Source organism: Crossiella sp. SN42, from assembly GCF_023897065.1.
Taxonomy (GTDB): Bacteria; Actinomycetota; Actinomycetes; order Mycobacteriales; family Pseudonocardiaceae; genus Crossiella.
The window spans coordinates 100,624-120,704 of sequence record NZ_JAMHIV010000025.1 but is presented as its reverse complement, the minus strand read 5'-3'; the positions used below and the strand labels follow the sequence as shown (position 1 = coordinate 120,704).

The 20,081-nt window shown below is 71.9% G+C and carries 18 protein-coding genes; 4 read left to right on the top strand and 14 right to left on the bottom strand.

The window, feature by feature from the left end; genetic code table 11:
• Positions 1-66 precede the first annotated feature (66 nt).
• Positions 67-2,724 (bottom strand): AAA family ATPase, encoded by a 2,658-nt coding sequence (locus M8C13_RS28515; RefSeq protein ID WP_252483804.1) that lies wholly within the window; start codon positions 2,722-2,724, stop codon positions 67-69.
• Between the two features lie 209 nt (positions 2,725-2,933).
• Between M8C13_RS28515 and M8C13_RS28510 the strand changes: the two genes are divergently transcribed.
• A complete protein-coding gene (locus M8C13_RS28510; RefSeq protein WP_252483803.1) occupies positions 2,934-3,809 on the top strand; it encodes a LysR family transcriptional regulator in 876 nt (291 codons plus the stop codon).
• Between the two features lie 3 nt (positions 3,810-3,812).
• On the opposite strand, the gene M8C13_RS28505 is transcribed toward M8C13_RS28510, so the two are convergent.
• The 7 genes from M8C13_RS28505 to M8C13_RS28475 all read right to left on the bottom strand — a co-directional run bounded on the left by M8C13_RS28505 (position 3,813) and on the right by M8C13_RS28475 (position 11,345).
• Positions 3,813-4,595 (bottom strand): ESX secretion-associated protein EspG, encoded by a 783-nt coding sequence (locus M8C13_RS28505; protein ID WP_252483802.1) that lies wholly within the window; start codon positions 4,593-4,595, stop codon positions 3,813-3,815.
• Entirely contained in the window at positions 4,592-6,055 is a 1,464-nt protein-coding gene (locus M8C13_RS28500; protein WP_252483801.1) for a PPE domain-containing protein, read from the bottom strand. Before M8C13_RS28500 ends, M8C13_RS28505 begins: the two co-directional genes overlap by 4 nt.
• Before the next feature lie 12 nt (positions 6,056-6,067).
• On the bottom strand, positions 6,068-6,634 hold the full coding sequence (locus M8C13_RS28495) for a DUF3558 family protein (protein ID WP_252483800.1): 567 nt from the start codon (positions 6,632-6,634) through the stop codon (positions 6,068-6,070).
• Complete coding sequence (locus M8C13_RS28490; protein ID WP_252483799.1) at positions 6,631-7,020, bottom strand: hypothetical protein; 390 nt, start codon at positions 7,018-7,020, stop codon at positions 6,631-6,633. The genes M8C13_RS28495 and M8C13_RS28490 overlap by 4 nt, the downstream gene beginning before the upstream one ends.
• Before the next feature lie 128 nt (positions 7,021-7,148).
• Positions 7,149-9,170, bottom strand: coding sequence for a bifunctional diguanylate cyclase/phosphodiesterase (locus M8C13_RS28485; RefSeq protein ID WP_252483798.1), 2,022 nt, complete (start codon positions 9,168-9,170; stop codon positions 7,149-7,151).
• Positions 9,171-9,725: 555 nt separating this feature from the next.
• Positions 9,726-10,535, bottom strand: a complete 810-nt coding sequence (locus M8C13_RS28480; RefSeq protein WP_252483797.1) for an SAM-dependent methyltransferase — start codon at positions 10,533-10,535, stop codon at positions 9,726-9,728.
• Between the two features lie 3 nt (positions 10,536-10,538).
• Positions 10,539-11,345, bottom strand: coding sequence for an SAM-dependent methyltransferase (locus M8C13_RS28475; RefSeq protein ID WP_252483796.1), 807 nt, complete (start codon positions 11,343-11,345; stop codon positions 10,539-10,541).
• Positions 11,346-11,424: 79 nt separating this feature from the next.
• Here M8C13_RS28475 and M8C13_RS28470 point away from each other — a divergent pair, with 79 nt between their 5' ends.
• Complete coding sequence (locus M8C13_RS28470; RefSeq protein WP_308202871.1) at positions 11,425-12,300, top strand: pentapeptide repeat-containing protein; 876 nt, start codon at positions 11,425-11,427, stop codon at positions 12,298-12,300.
• Between the two features lie 78 nt (positions 12,301-12,378).
• The gene (locus M8C13_RS28465; protein ID WP_252483795.1) at positions 12,379-12,573 is read left to right on the top strand and encodes a hypothetical protein; all 195 of its coding nucleotides are present in this window, start codon (positions 12,379-12,381) and stop codon (positions 12,571-12,573) included.
• 53 nt (positions 12,574-12,626) lie between these two features.
• Here M8C13_RS28465 and purL read toward each other — a convergent pair whose 3' ends face one another.
• The 3 genes from purL to purS are packed head-to-tail and all read right to left on the bottom strand — an operon-like array spanning position 12,627 to position 15,828.
• Positions 12,627-14,918: a phosphoribosylformylglycinamidine synthase subunit PurL gene (gene purL, locus M8C13_RS28460; protein WP_252483794.1), complete on the bottom strand. Its 2,292-nt coding sequence runs from the start codon at positions 14,916-14,918 to the stop codon at positions 12,627-12,629.
• A complete protein-coding gene (purQ, locus tag M8C13_RS28455) occupies positions 14,915-15,592 on the bottom strand; it encodes a phosphoribosylformylglycinamidine synthase subunit PurQ (protein WP_252483793.1) in 678 nt (225 codons plus the stop codon). The genes purL and purQ overlap by 4 nt, the downstream gene beginning before the upstream one ends.
• The gene (purS, locus tag M8C13_RS28450; RefSeq protein WP_185000803.1) at positions 15,589-15,828 is read right to left on the bottom strand and encodes a phosphoribosylformylglycinamidine synthase subunit PurS; all 240 of its coding nucleotides are present in this window, start codon (positions 15,826-15,828) and stop codon (positions 15,589-15,591) included. The genes purQ and purS overlap by 4 nt, the downstream gene beginning before the upstream one ends.
• Before the next feature lie 154 nt (positions 15,829-15,982).
• Between purS and M8C13_RS28445 the strand changes: the two genes are divergently transcribed.
• Entirely contained in the window at positions 15,983-16,978 is a 996-nt protein-coding gene (locus M8C13_RS28445; protein WP_252483792.1) for an NAD-dependent epimerase/dehydratase family protein, read from the top strand.
• An 85-nt stretch (positions 16,979-17,063) separates the two neighbouring features.
• On the opposite strand, the gene M8C13_RS28440 is transcribed toward M8C13_RS28445, so the two are convergent.
• The 3 genes from M8C13_RS28440 to M8C13_RS28430 all read right to left on the bottom strand — a co-directional run bounded on the left by M8C13_RS28440 (position 17,064) and on the right by M8C13_RS28430 (position 20,008).
• Positions 17,064-18,185, bottom strand: a complete 1,122-nt coding sequence (locus M8C13_RS28440; RefSeq protein WP_252483850.1) for a serine protease — start codon at positions 18,183-18,185, stop codon at positions 17,064-17,066.
• Positions 18,186-18,291: 106 nt separating this feature from the next.
• Positions 18,292-19,047, bottom strand: coding sequence for a DUF2334 domain-containing protein (locus tag M8C13_RS28435; protein ID WP_252483791.1), 756 nt, complete (start codon positions 19,045-19,047; stop codon positions 18,292-18,294).
• A gap of 67 nt (positions 19,048-19,114) precedes the next feature.
• Positions 19,115-20,008 (bottom strand): phosphoribosylaminoimidazolesuccinocarboxamide synthase, encoded by an 894-nt coding sequence (locus tag M8C13_RS28430; protein WP_252483790.1) that lies wholly within the window; start codon positions 20,006-20,008, stop codon positions 19,115-19,117.
• Between the last annotated feature and the right edge of the window lie 73 nt (positions 20,009-20,081).

Here is a 20,081-nt window from a genome sequence, read left to right as displayed (position 1 = left end):
CTTGGCGTTGCAGGGAACCCTGACGCTAGGAAGGTGTTGCCCAGGCACGAAACGGGGAAATCCCGGTCACCGCCCCCGCTCGGCTGCGGGGTCCGGAAGGCGGAGCGCCAGCTCGGTCCGGGAGCGGACGTCCAGCTTGCGGTAGATCCTGGTCAGCGCGCCCTCCACGGTCTTGCCGCTGACGTTGAGCCGGGCCGCGACCTCCCGGTTGGTGGCGCCACCGGCGACCAGACGGGCGATCCGGTGCTCCAGTCCGGTCAGCGCGCCGCAGGCCTCCTGCTCGCTGTCCTCGCCCAGCACCGCCACCGCCCTGGCCGCCCACGGATGCGCGGCCGCGGCCACAAAGGTGCGGTGCGCCAGCCGCAGCGTCTCCCGCGCGGCGGCCCGGCGACGGCGGCGGCGGGCCGCGATGCCCAGCCACAGCAGGCTGCGGCCCTGCTGCACCGGCTGGCCCAGCTCGGCCTGTTCCGCACAGGCCGACTCCAGCGCGCGCACCGCCTGCTCGGTCTGCTGGGCCAGCAGCAGCCGGATGCCGTCGGCCCGCGCCAGCGTGGCCAGCACCCCCCGGCGGCCCAGCCGCTGCGCCGCCTCGGCCGCGGCCGCGAGCACCTCGGTGGCCTCGGCCTGCGCGCCGGTCACCGCCAGCGCCTCGGCCAGGTCCGCGCGCAGCCCGAACACCGCGGGGTCGGCCACCGCCATCTCGGTTTCCAGCAAAGCCGCCCGCCGCAACGGGTCCAGCGCCGCGGCCGGGTCACCGGCGGCCAGCAGGGCCAGCCCGTGCGCGTGCAGGTTGCGCAGCGCGAACGCCTTGTCGCCGTCGGCTTCCGCGGTGCCCAGCCCGGCCACGGCCAGCTCCACCGCGCGCGCCGGATCGCCGCCGACCGCCTCGGCCAGCGCGGCGGCGTAGCGGGCCGGGCCGAGGTCGGCGCCGGTGATCTCGGCCTGGCGCAAGGCTTCCGCGGCCCGCTGCCGGGCCTGCGCGCAGTGCCCGGCGGCCAGCAGCACCTCGGTGGCGCTCCAGGTCATCGCGACCAGCTCGCCGTGCTCACCGCGTTCCTCGGCTTGCTCGAACAGGTGCCGCAGCTCGGCCTCGGCCTCGGTGAGCCGGTCGGCGAAGAGCAGCAGCCGGGCCGCGGTCCAGCCCACCCCGCCGTGCAGCGCGACCGGCTCGGCCACCGGAACGGCCGCCGCGGCGAGGGTGTCCTCGGCGGCCGGATCACCCAGCGCCACCTGGCAGAGCGCCAGCGAGCAGCGCGCGTAGACCTCGGTGTGCGCGTCCCCGGCCGCGGTGGCCAGGCGCACCGCCCGGTCCAGCCCGGCGGCGGCCGCGGTGAAGTCGCCGCCGATGGCCGCGTGCACCGCGTGCCGCAGCCGCACCGGGGCCTCCAGCGCGGGCTCGCCCCTGGACTCGGCCAGCGCGCGGCGGAAGATCCGCTCGGTGGCCGGTCGGGTGTGCCTGGCCGCGTCCACCAGCGCCAGGCAGGCGGTGACCCGCTGTTTCCGGCTGCTGTGCGGGCAGGTCAGCACCGCGGTGGCCAGCGCGCGGGCCAGTTCGTGCGCGCCCGCGGTCACCGCGTCGGTGGCCGCGGTCAGCCTGCGGGCCACCGCGGCCTTCGGGTGCTTGACCGGGGTGCGGTCCGCGGCCAGCGCGCCCAGCTCGGCCGCGGCCGTGGGCAGTCCGCGCTGCCGGGCCGAGTTGGCCGCCGCGGCCAGCGTGCGGGCCAGGTCCTCATCCGGCGCGGGCCGGGCGGCCGCCAGGTGCCTGGCTTGCTCGACCGGGTCCGCGCTGACCGCGGCGAGCTGCTCGTGCGCCTGCCGCCGCAGCGCCGGATCCGCTTCCGCCACAACGAGATCGGCCAGCAGCGGCAGCCGGAAGGCGAGCACCCCGTCCTCGCCCTCGGCCAGCACCCCGGCGCGCAGCGCACTGTCCACAGTCGACTCCGGCTCGGGCGGCCCGCAGGCGTGCAGCAGGCTCGCGGTGGCCCGCCCGGCCAGCGCGATCCGCACCAGCACCGTCCGGTCGAGACGCTCGATCCGTTGGCGCAGCAGCGTTTTCGCCACCTCGGTCAGCTCACCGCCAGACCGGTCCAGCTCGGCCAGCAGCCGGGGGTGCCCGCCGGTGGCCCGGCACAGGGCGGCCGGATCTCCTTGCCCCCGCAGCAGATCCGCGGTCTCCGCCTCGGTCAGCGGCGGCAGCTCCAGCACCTCGGCCGGGTTGAGCCAGGTGGCCGCAGGCGGTGCGCCGGGCACGACCAGCTCAGTCGCGGCGAACCGGGCCGCCTGTCCGGCCCTGCGGGCGGCGAAGGCGAGCAGGTCGACGCTGTCCGGATCGGCCCACTGCACGTCGTCGAGCAGCAGCAGCACCGACCCGTCCGCGGCCAGAACCCGCAGCAGGGCCAGGAATCCCAGCCGCAGCGCGAGCCGGTCCGGCTGGCCGGGGTGGTCCCGGCGCACCGCCTGGCGCAGCGCGGCCCGCTGCGGTTCGGCCAGCAGCCGCCACGGCTGCGGCGGCAGCTCGTCGAGCAGGTCGGCGAGGGTGGTGAACGGCACCGCGGCATCGGCCGGGCCGGGCGCGGCGCGCAGGATCCGACCGGACTGGGCCATCCGGGTGGCCAGCTCGGCCAGCACGGTGGTCCGGCCAAAGCCCGAGGGGCCGTGCAACAGCACCGGCCCGGCGGCCAGCGCGGCCACCGCCCGGTGCAGGATCTCCGCTCTCCCCGGCACGACCAGCTCCTTCGGCACACATCAGTCCACAATGGACGGTCGCTGGCCGATCGAGCGATCGACCGGACGGGTTGCCCACGCAAGAATCGTTGCGTCCATTGGGTATTCGCGACTCCGCCAAGTGAGGGAAGAACCTGGTAACGATCGCCGAACGGGCTAGTCACAACCGATCGAAGCCGCTCTAATGGCGCGGAGTTATGGACGTGCATATGCGGGACCTTCGATACTTCGTCGCGGTGGCCGAGGAACTGAGTTTCAGCGCCGCCGCCGAACGGCTGCACGTGTCCCAGCCCGCGCTGAGCAAGCAGATCCGGCTGCTGGAACGCAGTCTGCGGTCGGCCTTGCTGCGCAGGGACCGGCGGACCGTGGCGCTCACCGCGGCCGGGGCCGCCCTGCTGCCCAGGGCCCAGCGACTACTCGCCGACTGGGGCGCCGCGCTCGGCGAGGTCGGCCGCGCCGCCGCCGGTGAGCGGATGGTGTTGCAGGTCGGCGTGCACAGCAACCTGGCGCCCGGCCTGTTCGAGCGGATCTCCGCGCGCTTCGCCGACCTGCTGCCCGGCTGGCGGATCGGCGTGCACCGCAGCGACTGGGACGACTCCTCGGCCGGCCTGCGCGAGGGCCAGGTCGACCTGGCGCTGGTCTGGTTGCCCGTGGCCGACCAGGACCGCTACGCCTACCGGGTGCTGCTGGCCGAACCGCGCTGGGTGGCCCTGCCCGCTGACCACCCACTGGCCGCCGAGGCCGAGGTGGCCTTCACCGACCTGCTCACCGAACCGTTCGTGGCCCTGCCCGAGTCGGCCGGACCGCAGCGGGACTTCTGGCTGGCCAGCGACGCCCGCCGGGACCGCCCGGCCGCGGTGTCCATCGTGGCGAACAACCTGGATGAGGTCTTCGCCGCGGTCGCCGCCGGGCACGGCGTGGCCCTGGTGGCCGGCAGCACCAGCGAGTCCAACACCAGGGCGGACGTGGTGTTCCGCCCGGTGCCCGGCATCCGGCCGGGCAGGCTGGCCGCGCTGTGGCGGCTGGGCGAGCAGCGCGGCGCGGTGAACGCCTTCGTCCGTGCCTGCCGCGAGGCCACCGAGTAACGCTCAGCCGGTGCGGACCGCCGAGATCAGCTCCTGCACCCGGTGCGCGATCCGCAGGTTGTCCGCCGCGCTGATGGACAGCCTGCCCCGCTCGCTGACCAGCAGGTACCGCCCGTCCTCGCTGTCGAACCAGGAGATCACCGAGGGGTCCCGCTCCATGTGCGTGGTGTAGCGCTCGGCCACGCTGACCGAGAACTGCCCGCCCTGGTGCCGGTGCCTGCTCAGGTAGTCCAGCGTGTAGGCCTCGTTGCGGTTCATGCCAGCGGCGACCAGCTGGTCCACGCTGTCGCCGAACGGGTCCAGCTTCTCCGGCCCGGTGGCCCGCTGCAGCCCGGCCAGCGGCGCGGACACCGGAGCCTGCCGCCCGGCCTGCCCCGGCGGCAGCACGCTCACGATCGCCTCGGCCAGCCCGGTGTCCCGCACCTCCCGCAGGTGCAGGCACCCGTCCTCGGTCTGCGCGGCCAGCGCCGCGCTCTCCCCGCGGGCCACCGCCACCGCGTGCAGCGGCTCCTCGGTGTACTGGATCAGCTCCACCGCCACCGTGTGCCGCGCCAGCAGCCCGAGCTGGTCCTCCAGCAACGGATCCAGCTCCCAGCGCGGCCCGCGCTCCCTGGCCAGCCGCCGCTGCCGCAGCCCCTCCAGCACCTGGTGCCGGAGCACGCCGCGCTCCTCCATGGTCACGCCGTGGCTGCGCAGCCGGAGCGGGTACGGCATCCGCTCCAGCCCCAGCTCCTGCCAGGCGAAGTCCAGCTCGACCGGGGTGAGCGTGGTGAGCACGCCGGTCATTCGCCGATCACCGGGGGTGCCACTCGCTTCCCGTCACCCCACACGTCCTCGGTCTCCTGCAGGTAGTCGGCCCGCTTGTGCTCCTTGTCCTCTTCCTTGCGCCCACCGGCCCCAGCCCCCATCGGCCCACCAGCGGCCCCAGCGGGCCCACCCCGGCCCGCGGCGCCGGCGGCCCCCGCGACGGCCGACCCGGCCCCCGCGGCCGCGGGCCCCTGCGCGCCGGCCATGCCACCAGCGGCGACACTGCCCCGCCCGGCACCCGTCCCGGAGCCAGGTGTGCCCCCGGAACTCCCGGTCAGCGCGCCGAGAATGCCCCCGGGCGCGATCCCACCCGGCGGCTTCCCACCGGTCGCGCCGCCAGTGGGCAGGTTCGGCGGCGGCACCGGCGTCCGGCTCGCGATCTTGGTCGGATCACCCGGCTTCGGCGGCTGCGGCGGCAACCGCTCCGGCAGCTTCCGGGGCGGCAGCTTGTCCTTGTCCGGCGGCGGAACCGGCGGCGGCAGCGGAGGCAACGGCGGCTTGGGCGGCACCGGCGGCTTGGCCTTCGGCGGCGGCGGCACCGGCGGCGGCAACGGCCGCACCGGCACCGGGATCGGCGTGACCACCGGCGGCTTCGGCGGCTGAACCGGCGGCGGCACCGGCGGCTGGATCACCCGCGGCGGATCCGGCGGGTGCGGCGGCGGATAGGGCGGCGGCGGGTACGGCGGAGGCGGCGTCGGCTTCGGCGGCCAGGGCTCCCCGGGCAGCCCGCCGATCGGCGGCGGCGGCGAGAACACCGGCGTGGTCGCGTCCACGTGCCGGGCACTCGCCTCGTTGTTCTGCATCACCCGGATCGCGTTCTGATGCGCGTTGTCCGCTTCCTGGCGCTTGGCCGGAATGTCCTGCACAGCCGACTTGACCAGCCCGACCAGCCCACCGGACTTGAACGCGTCCCGCATCATCTGGTTCTCGTCGAACTTGACCGGCTCCGGCATCCGGTTCTTGCTGTCCTCGGCGATCAACCCGAGGTCATTGGTCCGGTTCCCCATGTACTGACTGGTCTGAGCCGCATCGCCACCCCACTTGGCCAACTTGAGCGTGGCCTCCCGCGCGGCGTCCCCACCCAGCCCGGTCCACCCGTGCGCGGTTTCCTTGATCTTCCGGTCCATCTCCTCGGAAGACTTGGCCATCTCGTTGCCGAGCTCGGTCCACGCCAGGGCGACCGAGTAGACCTGACCAGGGTCGTTGTTGTTGGTGATCTGGTCGTAGAGCGCCTGGTGCTCAACCGCGGCCCAGTTGCCGCACTGAGTGAGCGCCCGGTCCTCACCCATCTTCAGGCCCTCGCGCAGCTGGCGCTCCTGCTCGGCGACGGCTTCCCGGTCGGCCTCCGTCCCGATGACCATCCGGCCGAGGGTGCCCTGCTCATCCGGATTGGTCTGCGACCGGGTCTGGCGATAATCGCCGTTCGGCGGCTGGGTCATGGCATCCCCCTGCTACTTCTTCGGCATTCTCGGCAGCACAAAACCGACCGCCTTCTCCGCGAGCGTGCACGGCGGCTGCTCCGTACCCGCGAAACGCAGGCTCACCTGCACGTACACCGTCTCGCGCTTGTTGACCTCGATGTTCACCGTGCAGAGCGTGCCGCTCTTCATCGGGTAGTAGTTGACTCGCCTGCCATCCACGACGACCTTGCGGATCCCAGCCTCGTCGGTGCCCGGCGGGGTCTTCAGCTGATCGATGCCGCTGATCGGGTCGATCGTGACCGCGCCACTCACCGGTGTCGGTGTGTCAGCCACGCTGTACTCACATTCCCGCTGCTTGCCCAGGCTGGCCGAGCGCCCAGCGGGAAGGCCGATCGTCGCGGCCTCGGCGTTCGTCATCAAGGTGCAGGTGTCCACCTGTGCCAGGGAGGCACCGGGGCCATCGCTGGCCGCAGCGCTCGAAGTGGCCGCAGCGCTGGTGGCCTGGGTCGGTGTGCCCGCCACCGAGCCGCCGGAACAACCGCCGAGAACGAGGGCGGCCAGCACTGCGCCACCAACGGCAATCTTGCTCTGAGTCACTTCTGATTCCTGAGGTTGGAGGCACTGCCGGAGTCCGCGCCCTTGGTGGCCTTGATGGCCTCGTCGAGGACGACCTGCGCCTTCTGCAGCTCCTGGATGTACAGGCCGATCTGTTCGCCGAACGAGCCCGGGGCACCATTGGCCCGCTTGCTCATCTTCTCCGCCATCTGCTGGCCCACCCAGTGATTGCCCAATGGCAGTGCCTGCTCGAGCCTGTTCGCCTCACGCTGCCACTTCAGGGCCCGCGCCTCCTGCTCGGTGAGCACCTTCTTGAGTTGCTCGCCGGCCGCCGGGTCCAGCTTCACCTTGCCCGCGCGGACGTCCTCGCGGAGCTGGTTCATGCCCTCGACCGACCTGTTCAGGCTGGTCAGGGCGGACATCGCCATTGCGGGTCCTGGTGGGGCGCTGTTCGGGTCGGTCACTGTGTTCCCCCTCCGTCACGCAGTGCGCGTCCACGGTCACCGTACCAACGACGCACGGCTCGCACGGGTGGTTCCGCGCAGGCAGGGAGTGTCTAGAGCAGGCCGTCGATGCTGGCCGGTGGGCCGGGCTTGGCGAAGAGCCAGCCCTGGCCGGAGTCGCAGCCGATGGCGCGCAGGCGTTCGGCCTGGGTGGTGGTTTCCACGCCTTCGGCGGTGACGGTGAGGCCGAGGGCGTGGGCCAGGGAGACCAGGGTGGCCACGATCTGCTGGTCGACCTCGTCGCCCGCGGCGGCGGCGCGCAGGCCCTCGACGAACGAGCCCGCGATCTTGAGCTCGTGCACGGGCAGGTGGCGGAGGTAGGCCAGGTTGGAGTAGCCGGTGCCGAAGTCGTCGATGGCGATGCGCACGCCCATGTCGGACAGGGCGCACAGGGCGTCCAGCGGCTCGGCCGCGTTGCCCATGATCGCGCTTTCGGTGAGCTCCAGTTGGAGCTTGCCCGCGGGCAGGCCGGTCTCGGCCAGGATGCGGGCCACGTCGCCGACCAGGCCGGCGTCGCGGAGCTGGCGGACGGCCAGGTTCACGCTGACGAACGGGGCGGCGGCGCCGAACTCGTCGATCCAGCTGCGGGCCTGGCGGCAGGCCTGTTCCAGCACCCAGCGGCCCAGCGAGACGATCAGCCCGGTCTCCTCGGCCAGCTCGATGAACCGGTCCGGGCCGAGCCTGCCGAACTCCGGGTGCTGCCAGCGGACCAGCGCCTCCACCCCGACCACGGCGGTGTCGGTGAGCCGGACCAGCGGCTGGTAGTCCACGTAGAACTCGCCGCGCTCCAGCGCCGCCGGCATGGTCGCGGACAGGGTGAAGCGGGCCACCTCGCGGGCGTTGCGCTCCTCGTCGAACAGGGCCCAGCGGCTCTTGCCGTCGGCCTTGGCCCAGTACAGCGTGATGTCGGCGTCCCGCATCAGGTCCGCGGGGCAGGCGGTGCTGGTCGGCCGCTCCACGATGCCGATGCTGGCCGAGATGGACAGCTCGTGCCCGGCCACCTTGATCGGCTCGACCAGCGCGTCCAGCACCTGCTCGGCGACCGCGATGACCTCGTCGGTGCCCGCGGTGCCATCGAGCAGGATGACGAACTCGTCCCCGCCCATCCTGGCCACCAGCCTGCCCGGCCCGGACACGCAGTCGTCCAGCCGCCGGGCCACCGCGACCAGCAGCTGGTCGCCGATGTCGTGGCCGAGGCTGTCGTTGATCACCTTGAACCCGTCCAGGTCCAGGTAGCACAGCCCGACCCTGGCCTGCGGCTCCTTGCGGGCGAAGGCGGTGGCCAGCTCGTCCAGGAACAGCGCGCGGTTGGACAGGCCGGTCAGCGGGTCGTGCAGGGCCTGGTGCCGGAGGCGGGTCTGCAACAGGTGGCGGTCGGTGACGTCCTCGATCATCGCCACCACGTACCTCGGCGCGCCCTGCTCGTCCCTGATCAGCGAGACGGTGATGTGCGTCCAGATCTCCTGGCCGTCCCTGCGGGTCAGCCGGGAGTCCAGCCGGACGTGGTCGCGGGCGCCGGAGGCCACCGAGGCGCACATCTCGCGCAGGTCCAGCCGGTCCTGCGGGTAGAGCACGTCGTGCCCCTTGCGCTGGCACAGCTCTTCCAGGCTGTAGTCGAGCATGTGCTGCAGCGAGGCGTTGGCGTCCAGGATCCGGCCGTTGGTGTCCAGGATGCCGATGCCGATCGCGGCCTCGGTGAACACCGCCCGGAAGCGGGCCTCGCTGGCCCGGCGGGCGTGCTCGGCGGCGTCCCTGGCGTCCAGCACCGCCTGGCGGATCGCCTCCTGCTCGTCCAGGGTGCGTTCGCGCAGCGCCTGGGCGTACCCGGCGGCCAGCGCGCCCTGCAGCGCGGCGATCCTGGCCTGCAGCCGTTCCTCCGGCTCCACCCGCAGCTCGGCGAGGAACTCATCACCCAGCAGCGCGACCGTGCGGCTCAGCGTCTCGATTCCGGTGAAATGCGCCTGGACCAGCTGGAAACCGATCTCCCTTGCCGGGGTGGCCCGGAACGGGTCCGCGAACAGCGCCTTGACCAGGCGCTCGGTGTGCGCGAGCAGCAGCTGTTCGGTCTCGGCCAAGCCGAGAGAGACATAGCTGGTCCCGGCGATGGCTCGGACCCAGCTGCGGGCGAATCGCGCGCAGGCCTGGTGGGTTCGGTCGGCGCCGTCGGTCACCAGCAGCCTTCCAGGGCGGAAAGAATCGCTGTTCGTCGCACTCATACCCATCGCCCGACCGCGGCACACAAACCAGACCGTCCGGGTCGCCCGCTGTCCTCCTGGGCCCAGTTTGCCGTGGTCAACGCCGCGGAGACGAGCCCTGCATCAACAATCCCGAAGCTGGGCGGCAATTCCATGACGTGGCGCACACTGGCGAAGATCAGCGAAGTGGGAGCGGGTCGACACATCGTCCTGATCCTCTCACTCGTCACCTGCGGGATCTTCGCTGATGGGGTGATAACTCTACGATAACGCGACTGGTGGCGACTCTCCGCCATCGCCGCAGGAAAAAACGGGTCAAGTTCCCCTGACACGTATCGGTTCGCCGCTCCGAAGGGTAGCGGTGTCCGAGGGCGGCAGAAAGACCGAAAAACCGGGAATGGTTGCCATCTGAGTCGTTTGCGCTGGCCACATGGTCTAGACCTTCTGGCCGACCGCCGCGAACCCGGCGAAAACTGCCGGGTCCCCCGCCGGCAGCGCGGCGGGCTCCGGCCGCCACAGCGGCAGCCGCACCAGGCCCGGCTCCACCAGCGCGCAGTCCCCGAACAGGCCCGCGACCTGCTCAACCGTGCGCATGGTCAACGCGCTGCCCGCCCGCCGGTAGAGCTTCTGGTGGAACTCGGCCTGCTCCCCGGCACCCTCGAGGCAGGCGTGCGAGAGGACCAGGAAGCTGCCCGGCGCGACCGCGTCCAGGTAGCGGCGGACCAGCCCGGCCGGGTCGGCCTCGTCCGGCACGAAGTGCAGCACCGCGACCATCAGCACCGCCACCGGCTGGGACAAATCCAGTAGTCCGCGAACCTCGGTGGCGTCCAGCACCCGTTCGGGTTGCCGCAAGTCGGCCTGCACGATCTCGGAGAAATCGTTACCCGCGAGCATGATTCGGCTGTGCGCTACGGCAACCGGGTCAATATCGACATAGACCACCCGGCACTCGGGCTCCAGTTCCTGGGCCACCTCGTGCACATTGCCGACCGTCGGTATTCCGGACCCGATGTCCAGGAACTGGCGTATCCCGGCTTGTACGCAGAACTTCACCGCGCGGCGCAGGAACGCCCGGTTCGCCTGCATGATCATCGGCAGCTCGGGCCAGTCCTCGATGGCCACCCTGGCCAGCTCCCGGTCCACCGCGAAGTTGTGCGAGCCGCCCAGGTAGTAGTCGTAGACCCGGGCCGCGCTCGGCTTGCTGAGGTCGATCTCCGGCGGCACCCAGCCGTGTTCCTGGCGCACGGCTCAGGCCTTGTAGCCGACGCCGGTGAAGCCGCTGAGCTGCTCGGGCGGGCCGAAGAACTCATCCTCCGGCTCCGGCCGCCACTGGGTCATCTGCACCAGTCCCGGCGGCAGCAGCTCGCAGTCGCCGAAGTAGGTGAGCACCCGCTCGTGCGAGCGCATCCAGATCTGGGTGCCGGTGCGCTGGTAGAGGTCCTCGTGCTCGGCGGCCTGCTTCGGCGCGCCCTCGCTGCTGCCGTGCGAGAGCACCAGGTAGCTGCCGGAGGGCACCGCGTCCAGGTAGCGGCGAACCAACCCGGCCGGGTCGTCGGCGTCGGGCACGAAGTGCAGCACCGCGACGAAGAGCACCGCGGTCGGCTGGCTCAGGTCGAGCAGGCCGGTCAGCTCGGGGCTGTCCAGCACGTCCCCGGGTTTGCGCAGGTCGGCCTGGATGACCGCGGTGCGCTCGTTGCCGGCCAGCATGGCCTTGCTGTGCGCCACCGCGATCGGGTCCACGTCCACGTAGACGATCCGGCACTCCGGGTCCGCGGCCTGGGCGATCTCGTGCACGTTGCCCACGGTGGGGATGCCGGAGCCGATGTCCAGGAACTGACGGATGCCCTGGTCGACGCAGAATCGGACGGCGCGGCGCAGGAAGGCCCGGTTCGCGCGCAGTGCGGCGGGCAGCAGTGGCCACTGCTCGATCGCCTGGCGCGCCTGGGCCCGGTCCACCGCGAAGTTGTGTGAGCCGCCGAGGTAGAAGTCGTAGACCCGGGCCGTGCTCGGCACGGTCAGGTCCAGCTCGCCCGGCGCCCAGTTCGGGCGTTCCACAGCCCGCGAGCATACGACCAGACGAAACGGACAGCGGTTCACCGTTGAACGACCACTCGAATGGCGGCACGATCTTGGCGTGGACAACGGATGGTGGCTGCTGGGACCGGGGATCGGCGGGGTCGTGGTGGCCGCGGGGGTGCTCGGCCTGGGCATGGTCCGGCGCAGGCAGGGCATGGTGCTCACCGGCACGGTGCTGCTCGCGATCAGCACGATGCTGCTGGTCGGCGGCGGTCTGTTGCTGGCTGATCCGAAGGCGGGGCTGACCGAGGCGATCAAGACCGGCGGGCTGGGCGCGGGCTCGGTGGTGGCGCTGTACGCGCTCTGGCTCAACGACCGGCGGCGCCAGGTTGAGGAGAAGCGGCAGCGGCTGGACACCGAGCGGGCCGAGCACGACCGGGAGCGGGTCAGCGACGAGCGCTTCGCCAAGGCGGTGGAGCTGCTCGGGCACGAGGCGGACCAGGTGCGGGTGGGCGCGCTGCACGCGCTGGCCGGTATCGCCAGGAGCCGCCCGGAGTACACCCAGACCGTGCTGGACGTGCTGTGCGCCTACCTGCGCCGCCCGTTCGAGATCGACGCCAATGACCGGTACACCACCGAGGGCGAGGTGCGGCGCAGCGCCCAGCAGCTGATCAGGGACCTGCTGCCCAAACCGGACATGGACGCGCCGCACTACAACCTGGACCTGATGGGCGCCACGCTGAGCCGCCTCGACCTCAGCGGCCGGATGGTCGGCGGCCTGCGGATCCAGGACGCCACCCTGCACCGGGTCACCCACCTGGACGGGGCTGAGTTCCACGGCAACGTCTACTTCACCAGGGCCAGGTTCCGGGGGCCGCTGAACTGGACCGGCGCCACCTTCCACCGCCGCTGCGGTCTCGGCAGCGTGGCCTGGGACGTGCGCCCGGACCCGGCCCGCGCGACTTTCCACAGCCCGGAGCAGCCTTGTTCGTAGCCAGGGCGCGTTTTCACTACAGTCGGGTCACAACAGTGCGTGTCGGGTGGACCACATAGGGAAAGAAGGAACGCGGCCATGCTCGAAGTGTTCGGGATCGTAGCCATGATCCAGGGCTTCGGCGGGCTCATCGCCAGGCAGGTCGGTGGCGAGGGCTGGCTGTTGATGCACATGGTCCCCGAGCACCTGCAACTGCTCACCGGCGTCACCCTCGGCCTGATCGGCCTGGTCCTGCTGCTCACCGCGACCAGCCGCAGGCGGGCCACCGGCTGAGACGCCTCGGGGGCGGCGCCCATCGGACACCGCCCCCGTGCACAGCGGAAAACTCAGTCGAACAGCGCGTGCAGCGTGCCCTCCCAGGCGGTGCGCAGCTCGTCGAGGCCGACGGTGAACTGACCCTGCACCTCGACCGCCCCGGACTCCACGTCCACCACACCGACCCTGGTGACCGGCAGCTCGCGCGCCTTGCACATCTCGGTGAAGCGCAGCTCCTCGCTGCGCGGCACCGCGACCAGCGCCCGGCCCGCGGACTCGGAGAACAGGTAGGTGAACGGGTCGGCGCCCTCGGGCAGCACGATCCGGCAGCCGCTCTCGCCGATGATCGCGGCCTCCACCACGGCCTGGATCAGGCCGCCCTCGGAGAGGTCGTGCGCGGCGGAGAGCATGCCGTCCCGGGAACCGGCGACCAGCACCTCGGCCAGCACCCGCTCCCGCTCCAGGTCCACCGCGGGCGGCTTGCCACCCAGGTGACCGTGGACGTGGTTGGCCCACTCCGAGCCGCCGAACTCGTCCCTGGTGTCACCGAGCAGCAGCAGCGTCTCGCCGTCCTCCGCGCCCAGGCCGGTGGGGGTGCGGCGGGCCACGTCGTCGATCACGCCGAGCACGCCGACCACCGGGGTGGGCAGGATCGCCACCGAGCCGGTCTGGTTGTAGAAGGAGACGTTGCCGCCGGTGACCGGGATGCCCAGCTGCTTGCAGCCGTCGGCCAGGCCGCGCACGGCCTCGCTGAACTGCCACATCACGCCCGGGTCCTCCGGCGAGCCGAAGTTCAGGCAGTTGGTCACCGCGTACGGGGTGGCGCCGGTGGCGGCCACGTTGCGGTAGGCCTCGGCCAGCGCGAGCTGGGTCCCGGTGTAGGGGTCCAGCTGCACGTAACGGCCGTTGCAGTCGGTGGAGATGGCCACGCCGCGGCCGGTCTGCTCGTCGATCCGGATCATCCCGGAGTCGGCGGGCTGGGCCAGCACCGTGTTGCCGCGCACGTACCGGTCGTACTGCTCGGTGACCCACTTGCGGCTGCACAGGTTCGGCGAGGCGATCAGCCGCAGTAAGGTCGCGCGCAGCTCATCGGCGGTGGCCGGTCGCGGCAGCGTGTCCGGCACGTCCGCGATCAGCGCGTCCTGGGACGCCGGGCGCTGGATCGGCCGCTGGTACACCGGACCCTCGTGCGCCACGGTGCGCGGCGGCACGTCCACCACGGTCTGGCCGTGCCAGGTGATCACCAGCCGGTCGCCGTCGGTGACCTCGCCGATCTCGGTGGCGATCACGTCCCACTTGCGGCAGACCCGCAGGAACGCCTCGACGTCCTTGGGCTCGACCACCGCGCACATGCGTTCCTGGGACTCGCTGGAGAGGATCTCCGCGGGCGACATGCCGCTCGCGCGCAGCGGCACCGTCTCCAGGTTCACGTGCATGCCGCCGTCACCGGCGCTGGCCAGCTCCGAGGTGGCGCAGGACAGGCCCGCGCCGCCGAGGTCCTGGATGCCCACCACGATGCCCTCGCGGAAGAGCTCCAGACAGCACTCGATGAGCACCTTCTCGGTGAACGGGTCGCCCACCTGGACACTGGGCAGCTTCTTGCGCCCGGACCCCGACTCGTCGCCGGAGAAGCTGTCCGAGGCGAGCACGGACACCCCGCCGATGCCGTCCAGGCCGGTGCGCGCGCCGAAGAGCATGATCTTGTTGCCCGCGCCGGAGGCGTGCGCCAGGTGCAGGTCCTCGACCCGCATCGCGCCCACGCACAGCGCGTTGACCAGCGGGTTGCCCGCGTAGGTCGGGTCGAAGACGACCTCGCCGCCGATGTTGGGCAGGCCGAGGCTGTTGCCGTAGCCGCCCACGCCCGCGACGATCCCCGGCAGCACCCTGCGGGTGTCCGGCGCGTCGGCCGGGCCGAAGCGCAGCGGGTCCATCACCGCGAGCGGCCGGGCGCCCATGGCCAGGATGTCCCGGACGATGCCGCCGACGCCGGTGGCCGCGCCCTGGTAGGGCTCCACGTAGGACGGGTGGTTGTGGCTCTCCGCCTTGAAGGTCACCGCCCAGCCGTCGCCGATGTCGACCACACCGGCGTTCTCGCCGATGCCGGCCAGCATGTGCTGCTTCATCTCCGGCGTGGTGGTCTTGCCGAAGTAGGCCAGGTGCACCTTGGAGGACTTGTACGAGCAGTGCTCGCTCCACATCACCGAGTACATCGCCAGTTCGGCGTCGGTGGGGCGGCGGCCGAGGATCTCCCGGATGCGCGCGTACTCGTCGTCCTTGAGGCCGAGCTCGCGGTAGGGCTGCGCCACCTCGGGCGTAGCGGTCGCGTGCTCAACCGTGTCCACTTGCTGTTCAGTCGTTGTCACGCCGCCACCAGCGAGTCGAGAACGGACAGGAACAGGCCGAGGCCGTCGTCGGTCGGGCCGGTGAGGGCCTCGATCGCGTGCTCGGGGTGCGGCATCAGGCCGACGACGCGGCCGTTGGCACTGCTGATGCCCGCGATGTCGTTCAGCGCGCCGTTGGGGTTGTCGCCGACGTAGCGGAACACCACCCGGCCCTCCGCCTCCAGTTCGTCCACAATGGACTTATCTGCGACGTAGCGGCCCTCGCCGGACTTCAGCGGCACCAGGATCTCCGCGCCCTTGTCGTACCGGGTGGTCCACGCGGTGGTGTTGTTCTCCACCCGCAGCCACTGGTCCCGGCAGACGAAGTGCAGTCCGGCGTTGCGGACCAGCGCGCCGGGCAGCAGCCCGGCCTCGCAGAGGATCTGGAAACCGTTGCAGATGCCCAGCACCGGCATGCCCTTGGCCGCCGCGCTGACCACCTCGCCCATCACCGGGGCGAACCGGGCGATCGCGCCTGCACGCAGGTAGTCGCCGTAGGAGAAGCCCCCGGGCACGACCACCGCGTCCACGCCGCGCAGGTCCGCGTCGGCGTGCCACAGCGGGACGGCCTCTGCCTCGGCGAACCGCACGGCGCGCTGGGCGTCGACGTCGTCGAGGGTGCCGGGGAAGGTGATGACCCCGATCTTGGGGCTCATGACTCGATCCGGCGGACGGTCCAGTCCTCGATCACCGGATTGGCCAGGAAGGTCTCGGCGATCTTCGCGAGAGCTTCGTCGTCGACGTTGTCGTCGACCTCCAGCTCGAAATGCTTGCCTTGGCGGACGGAGGCGATGCCATCGAATCCGAGACGGGGCAGCGCATTCGCCACCGCCTGTCCTTGCGGATCGAGGATCTCCTGCTTGGGCATGACGTCGACGACGACTCGGGCCACGCGAATGCTCCTGGATTTTGCCGGGAAGCGGGACGAGAGGAGCCTACCTGACCTGCTTGTTCACTCCACGCGCTCGCTGCGTTACCGCTCTCACCCCGTTCGCTCTGCGAGAGATCGCTCGCGGCCGCGGGACCGGTCCAGGAAGGTGAGGGTCATGCGGATCCTGGTACTGGGCGGGACGATCTTCGTGTCGAAGGCCGTCGCCGAAGAAGCGTTGCGACGTGGGCATGAGGTGGTGTGCGCGGTCCGGGGAGTGTCCGGTCAGGTGCCTGCCGGGGCGGCCGTCGCGGTGGTGGACCGGGAGCGGCCGGACGGGCTCGCGGCACTGGCCGGGGAGCGCTTCGACGCGGTGGTGGACGTGGCGAGGATCTCCTTCCCGTGGGTCCGGGACGCGCTCGCCACACTGGCGAAGAACGCGGCGCACTGGACCTTCGTCTCGACCATCAGCGTGTACGCCGACAACGCCACCCCTGGCCAGGGTGTGGCCGGGCCGCTGGTCGAGCCGCTGGAAGAGGACGCGGCCGGGCGGCCCACCGCCGAGGTGGCCGAGCGCTACGGGCAGATCAAGGTGGCCTCGGAGAACGCGGTGCGCGAGGTCTTCGGCGAGGCCGCGTTCATCCCGCGCCCTGGGCTGATCACCGGACCGGGCGACCTCTCCGACCGCTTCGGCTACTGGCCGGCCCGGTTCGCCCGCGGCGGCCGGGTGGTGCTGCCCGATGCCCCTGACCGGCTGTGCCAGCACATCGACGTGCGGGACTTCGCGGCCTGGATCGTGCTGGCCGCCGAGCAGCGGCTCGGTGGCACCTTCGACGCGATCAGCACGCCCGCGCCGCTGCCGGAGTTCCTCGGCGAGATCCGGGAGGCGGTCGGTGGCGAGGTGGAGCCGGTGCTGGTGCCCGAGGCGAAGCTGGCCGAGCTGAAGGTCAACCCGTGGGGCGGGCCGCGGTCGCTGCCGCTGTGGCTGCCGCCGGACTACGACGGGATGGCCTCGCACCAGGCGCGGCCCGCGCTGGACGCGGGCCTGACCATCCGGCCCGTCGCGCAGACCGCGGTGGACACGCTGGCCTGGGAGCGCGAGCTGGGGCTGGACCGGGAGCGCAAGGCCGGGCTGTCCCCGGCCGAGGAAGCGGAGGTGCTGGCGGCCCTGTGACGCGCGGGGCGGCCCGGTGGCGTGGGCCGCCCGGTGCGGAAAGGCCCGCCCGGCCGTTGTGGGGTCGGCCGGGCGGGCCGGGAACTCAGAGCAGGTTGCCGATCTTCTGCGCCACCAGGTCGATGCGCACGCCCTGGTTCGGGCAGCCGCCGAAGTGGTGCAGGCCGATCACCTTGTGCGTCTGGCCGGAGAGCACCGGCGAGCCGGAGGAGCCGCCCTCGGTGTCGCACATGTAGGAGATGTCGCTCTGCGAGCTGCTGCCGTTCACCCGCACCGCGCGGACCTGGCAGTTGCCGCTGGGGCTCTGGTCGTCCTTGAGCGAGAGCTTCTTGAGCTTGCCCGCCGGGTGGCCGATCACGTACATCCGCTCACCGACCGCGGGCACCCTGGCGTCCAGCTCCAGGTAGCCGAAGCTGGAGATGGCGGCGAAGTCGTTGACCTCGAACAGGGTGTAGTCCAGGCCGGCGTCGGTGCTGAGCACCTTGCTGGCCAGCACCTTGGTCGGCGTGCTGGTGGTGCCGTTGCAGGTGGGGCACTGGTAGTTGAACCACACCTCGATGCCGGTGGTGCTGGTGAAGCAGTGGTTGTTGGTCAGCATCCGGTTCTTGGTCCCGACCCGCCACGCGGTGCACAGCGAGGAGCCGTTGCGCAGCAGCTTGGCCACCGGCTTGGTGCGGGCGAACTCGGTCGGGTTGGAGGTCTGGTAGCAGGCCACGTCCTGGTAGTTGTTCGAGCCGCAGATGCTCCTGGTCTGCATCTCCTCCGCGGCCTTGAACTCAGCCGGGGTGTAGCCGCGGGTCAGCTTGTCCACGGTGGCCGTGGAGTCCGGGGAGGCCGGGCCGCCGTCCTGGCCGGTCAGGCTGAGCACCGCGGTGTCGCCGGTGACCGACATGGCCCAGAAGCCGGTGGCGTCCGGGCTGGCGGTCAGGTCGTCCTGGCCGGTGTAGGTGTAGCTCTCCTTGCCGCTGGGGTCGGAAATGCGCAACACGTCACCCGGTCGCAGTTTCAGTCCGGTGACATGTGCCTTCAGGTAGCCGGATTCCGCGCGCCGCAGGGTCAGCGCGCCCTCGCCACCGGCAATTGTGTGCGCCACGTTTTCCTCGGCGCCGACCTTCTCGTCCTGGGGCACACTCGCCGCGGCCGACGGAGCGGGCGCGGAAAATCCGAACGAACCCGCCGCCGGGATGGCCATCGCGGCGACGACCATCAATTTCGTAATTCTGTTCATTACACACCTCACCGCAGGGTTGGGAGGGGACGATCCCGATCGTCCGGTGCGGTGATTGGTGCCGTCACTCGTTCAACCGACGTAATTATCCGGCGTTCAGCCCACGGCGTTCGGCGGTACGGCCCAGACCGAGGTCTGCGTATGTCCCACCGAGCGCGCCCAGCCGCAGCACACCGGAGATCGCGCCGAGCACCGCGCGGGCCGGTTGCGGCCGGGACAGCTCGGCCGCGTCCACCGCGATCCGCACCAGGCCACCGCGCCGCCCGCCGCGCAGCGCGGCCCGCGCCCACAGCTCGCCCCGGCCCACCTGGTGCACCCGGCCCCGGTGGCTGGCCCCGGTGCGCAGGTCGTGCACGCCGGTGGCGTCCGCGCAGACCTCGAAACCCCTGCGCCGCAACGCGACCATCGTGCCTGCCGAGGCCAGCCAGCTGGGCGGGGCGAAGCACTTGGTGCGCAGCTCAAGGCGGTCCAGCACGGCGGTGGCGGCCAGCAGCCGCAGCCCGGCCTCGTGCGCGGGCAGCTCGGCGAACTCGGCCCGCCGCCAGATCCGGCCACCGGCCCAGCTGGCCGCCGGGGCCAGCCTGGGCAGCGGCAGCCGGTGCCCGCTGGGCTGGGCCACGTGGTCGAACCCGTGCAGCACCAAGGCGTCCCCTGCCCGCTCCCTGGTCCTGATCCAGTCCAGCACCGGTGAGTCCCTGGTCGGGCGCTCGCTGTTCGGCTTGGGCGTGAGCAGCAGGGACAGCGGCACGCCGCGCCGGTCCAGCGCGGCGGCGAAGGCGGCGCAGTCGGCCAGGTTCGCCCGGCCGATGCCCGAGAGGGAGACGAGCAGTCTGGGGCGCATGACCCTATTGGGACAGGCCCGCGTGACCACGGCCTGCCGCTGAGGTTGCGGGCAGGCGCAGCTCTGCTTAAGCCTCCGGGGACGGCCAGTCCGCCAGCGCCCGGCCGGAGATCCGCTCGTAGGCGTCCACGTAGCGGGCCCTGGTCGCGGCGACCACGTCCTCGGGCAGCGGGGGCGGCGGGGTCTCCGAGGCTCGGTCCCAGCCCGAGGCGGGCGAGGTCAGCCAGTCGCGCACGTACTGCTTGTCGAAGGAGGGCTGCACCTTGCCGGGCGCGTAGCCCTCGGCAGGCCAGAACCGGGAGGAGTCCGGGGTCAGCACCTCATCGGCCAGCACCAGCCCACCCTGCGCGTCCACGCCGAACTCGAGCTTGGTGTCGGCCAGGATCAGGCCCTTGCTCTCCGCGTGCCCGGCCGCGCTGCGGTAGACCGCCAGGGTCAGCTCGCGCAGCCGCTCGGCCCGCTCAAGACCCACGGTCTCGGCCACCGCGGCGAAGGAGACGTTCTCGTCGTGCGCGCCGATCTCGGCCTTGGTGGCCGGGGTGAAGATCGGCTCCGGCAGCCGGGAGGACTCGACCAGGCCCTCGGGCAGCTCGACCCCGCAGACCGCGCCGGTGCGCCGGTAGTCGGCGAGGCCGGATCCGGTCAGGTAGCCGCGGGCCACGCACTCCACCGGCGCCATCGCCAGCCGCCGCACCAGCAGCGCCCGACCGCGGACCTCGCCGGGGATGCGCGGGTCGTCCCAGGCCACCACGTGGTTGGGCACCACGTCGGCGAGCAGCTCGAACCAGAACACGCTCATCGCGGTGAGCACCCGGCCCTTGTCCGGGATGCCGTTGGGCAGCACGAAGTCGAAGGCGGAGATGCGGTCGGAGGCGACGAACAGCAGGTGCTCGTCGTCGACGGCGTAGAGCTCACGAACCTTGCCCGCGGCGATCAGCGGGTAGTCGACGAGGGAGGTCACGGGCCTCACCCTAGGCAATGCACCAGGGGTGACCTGCGTCGCACCACCAGTGTCAACAACCAACCAATTGTGC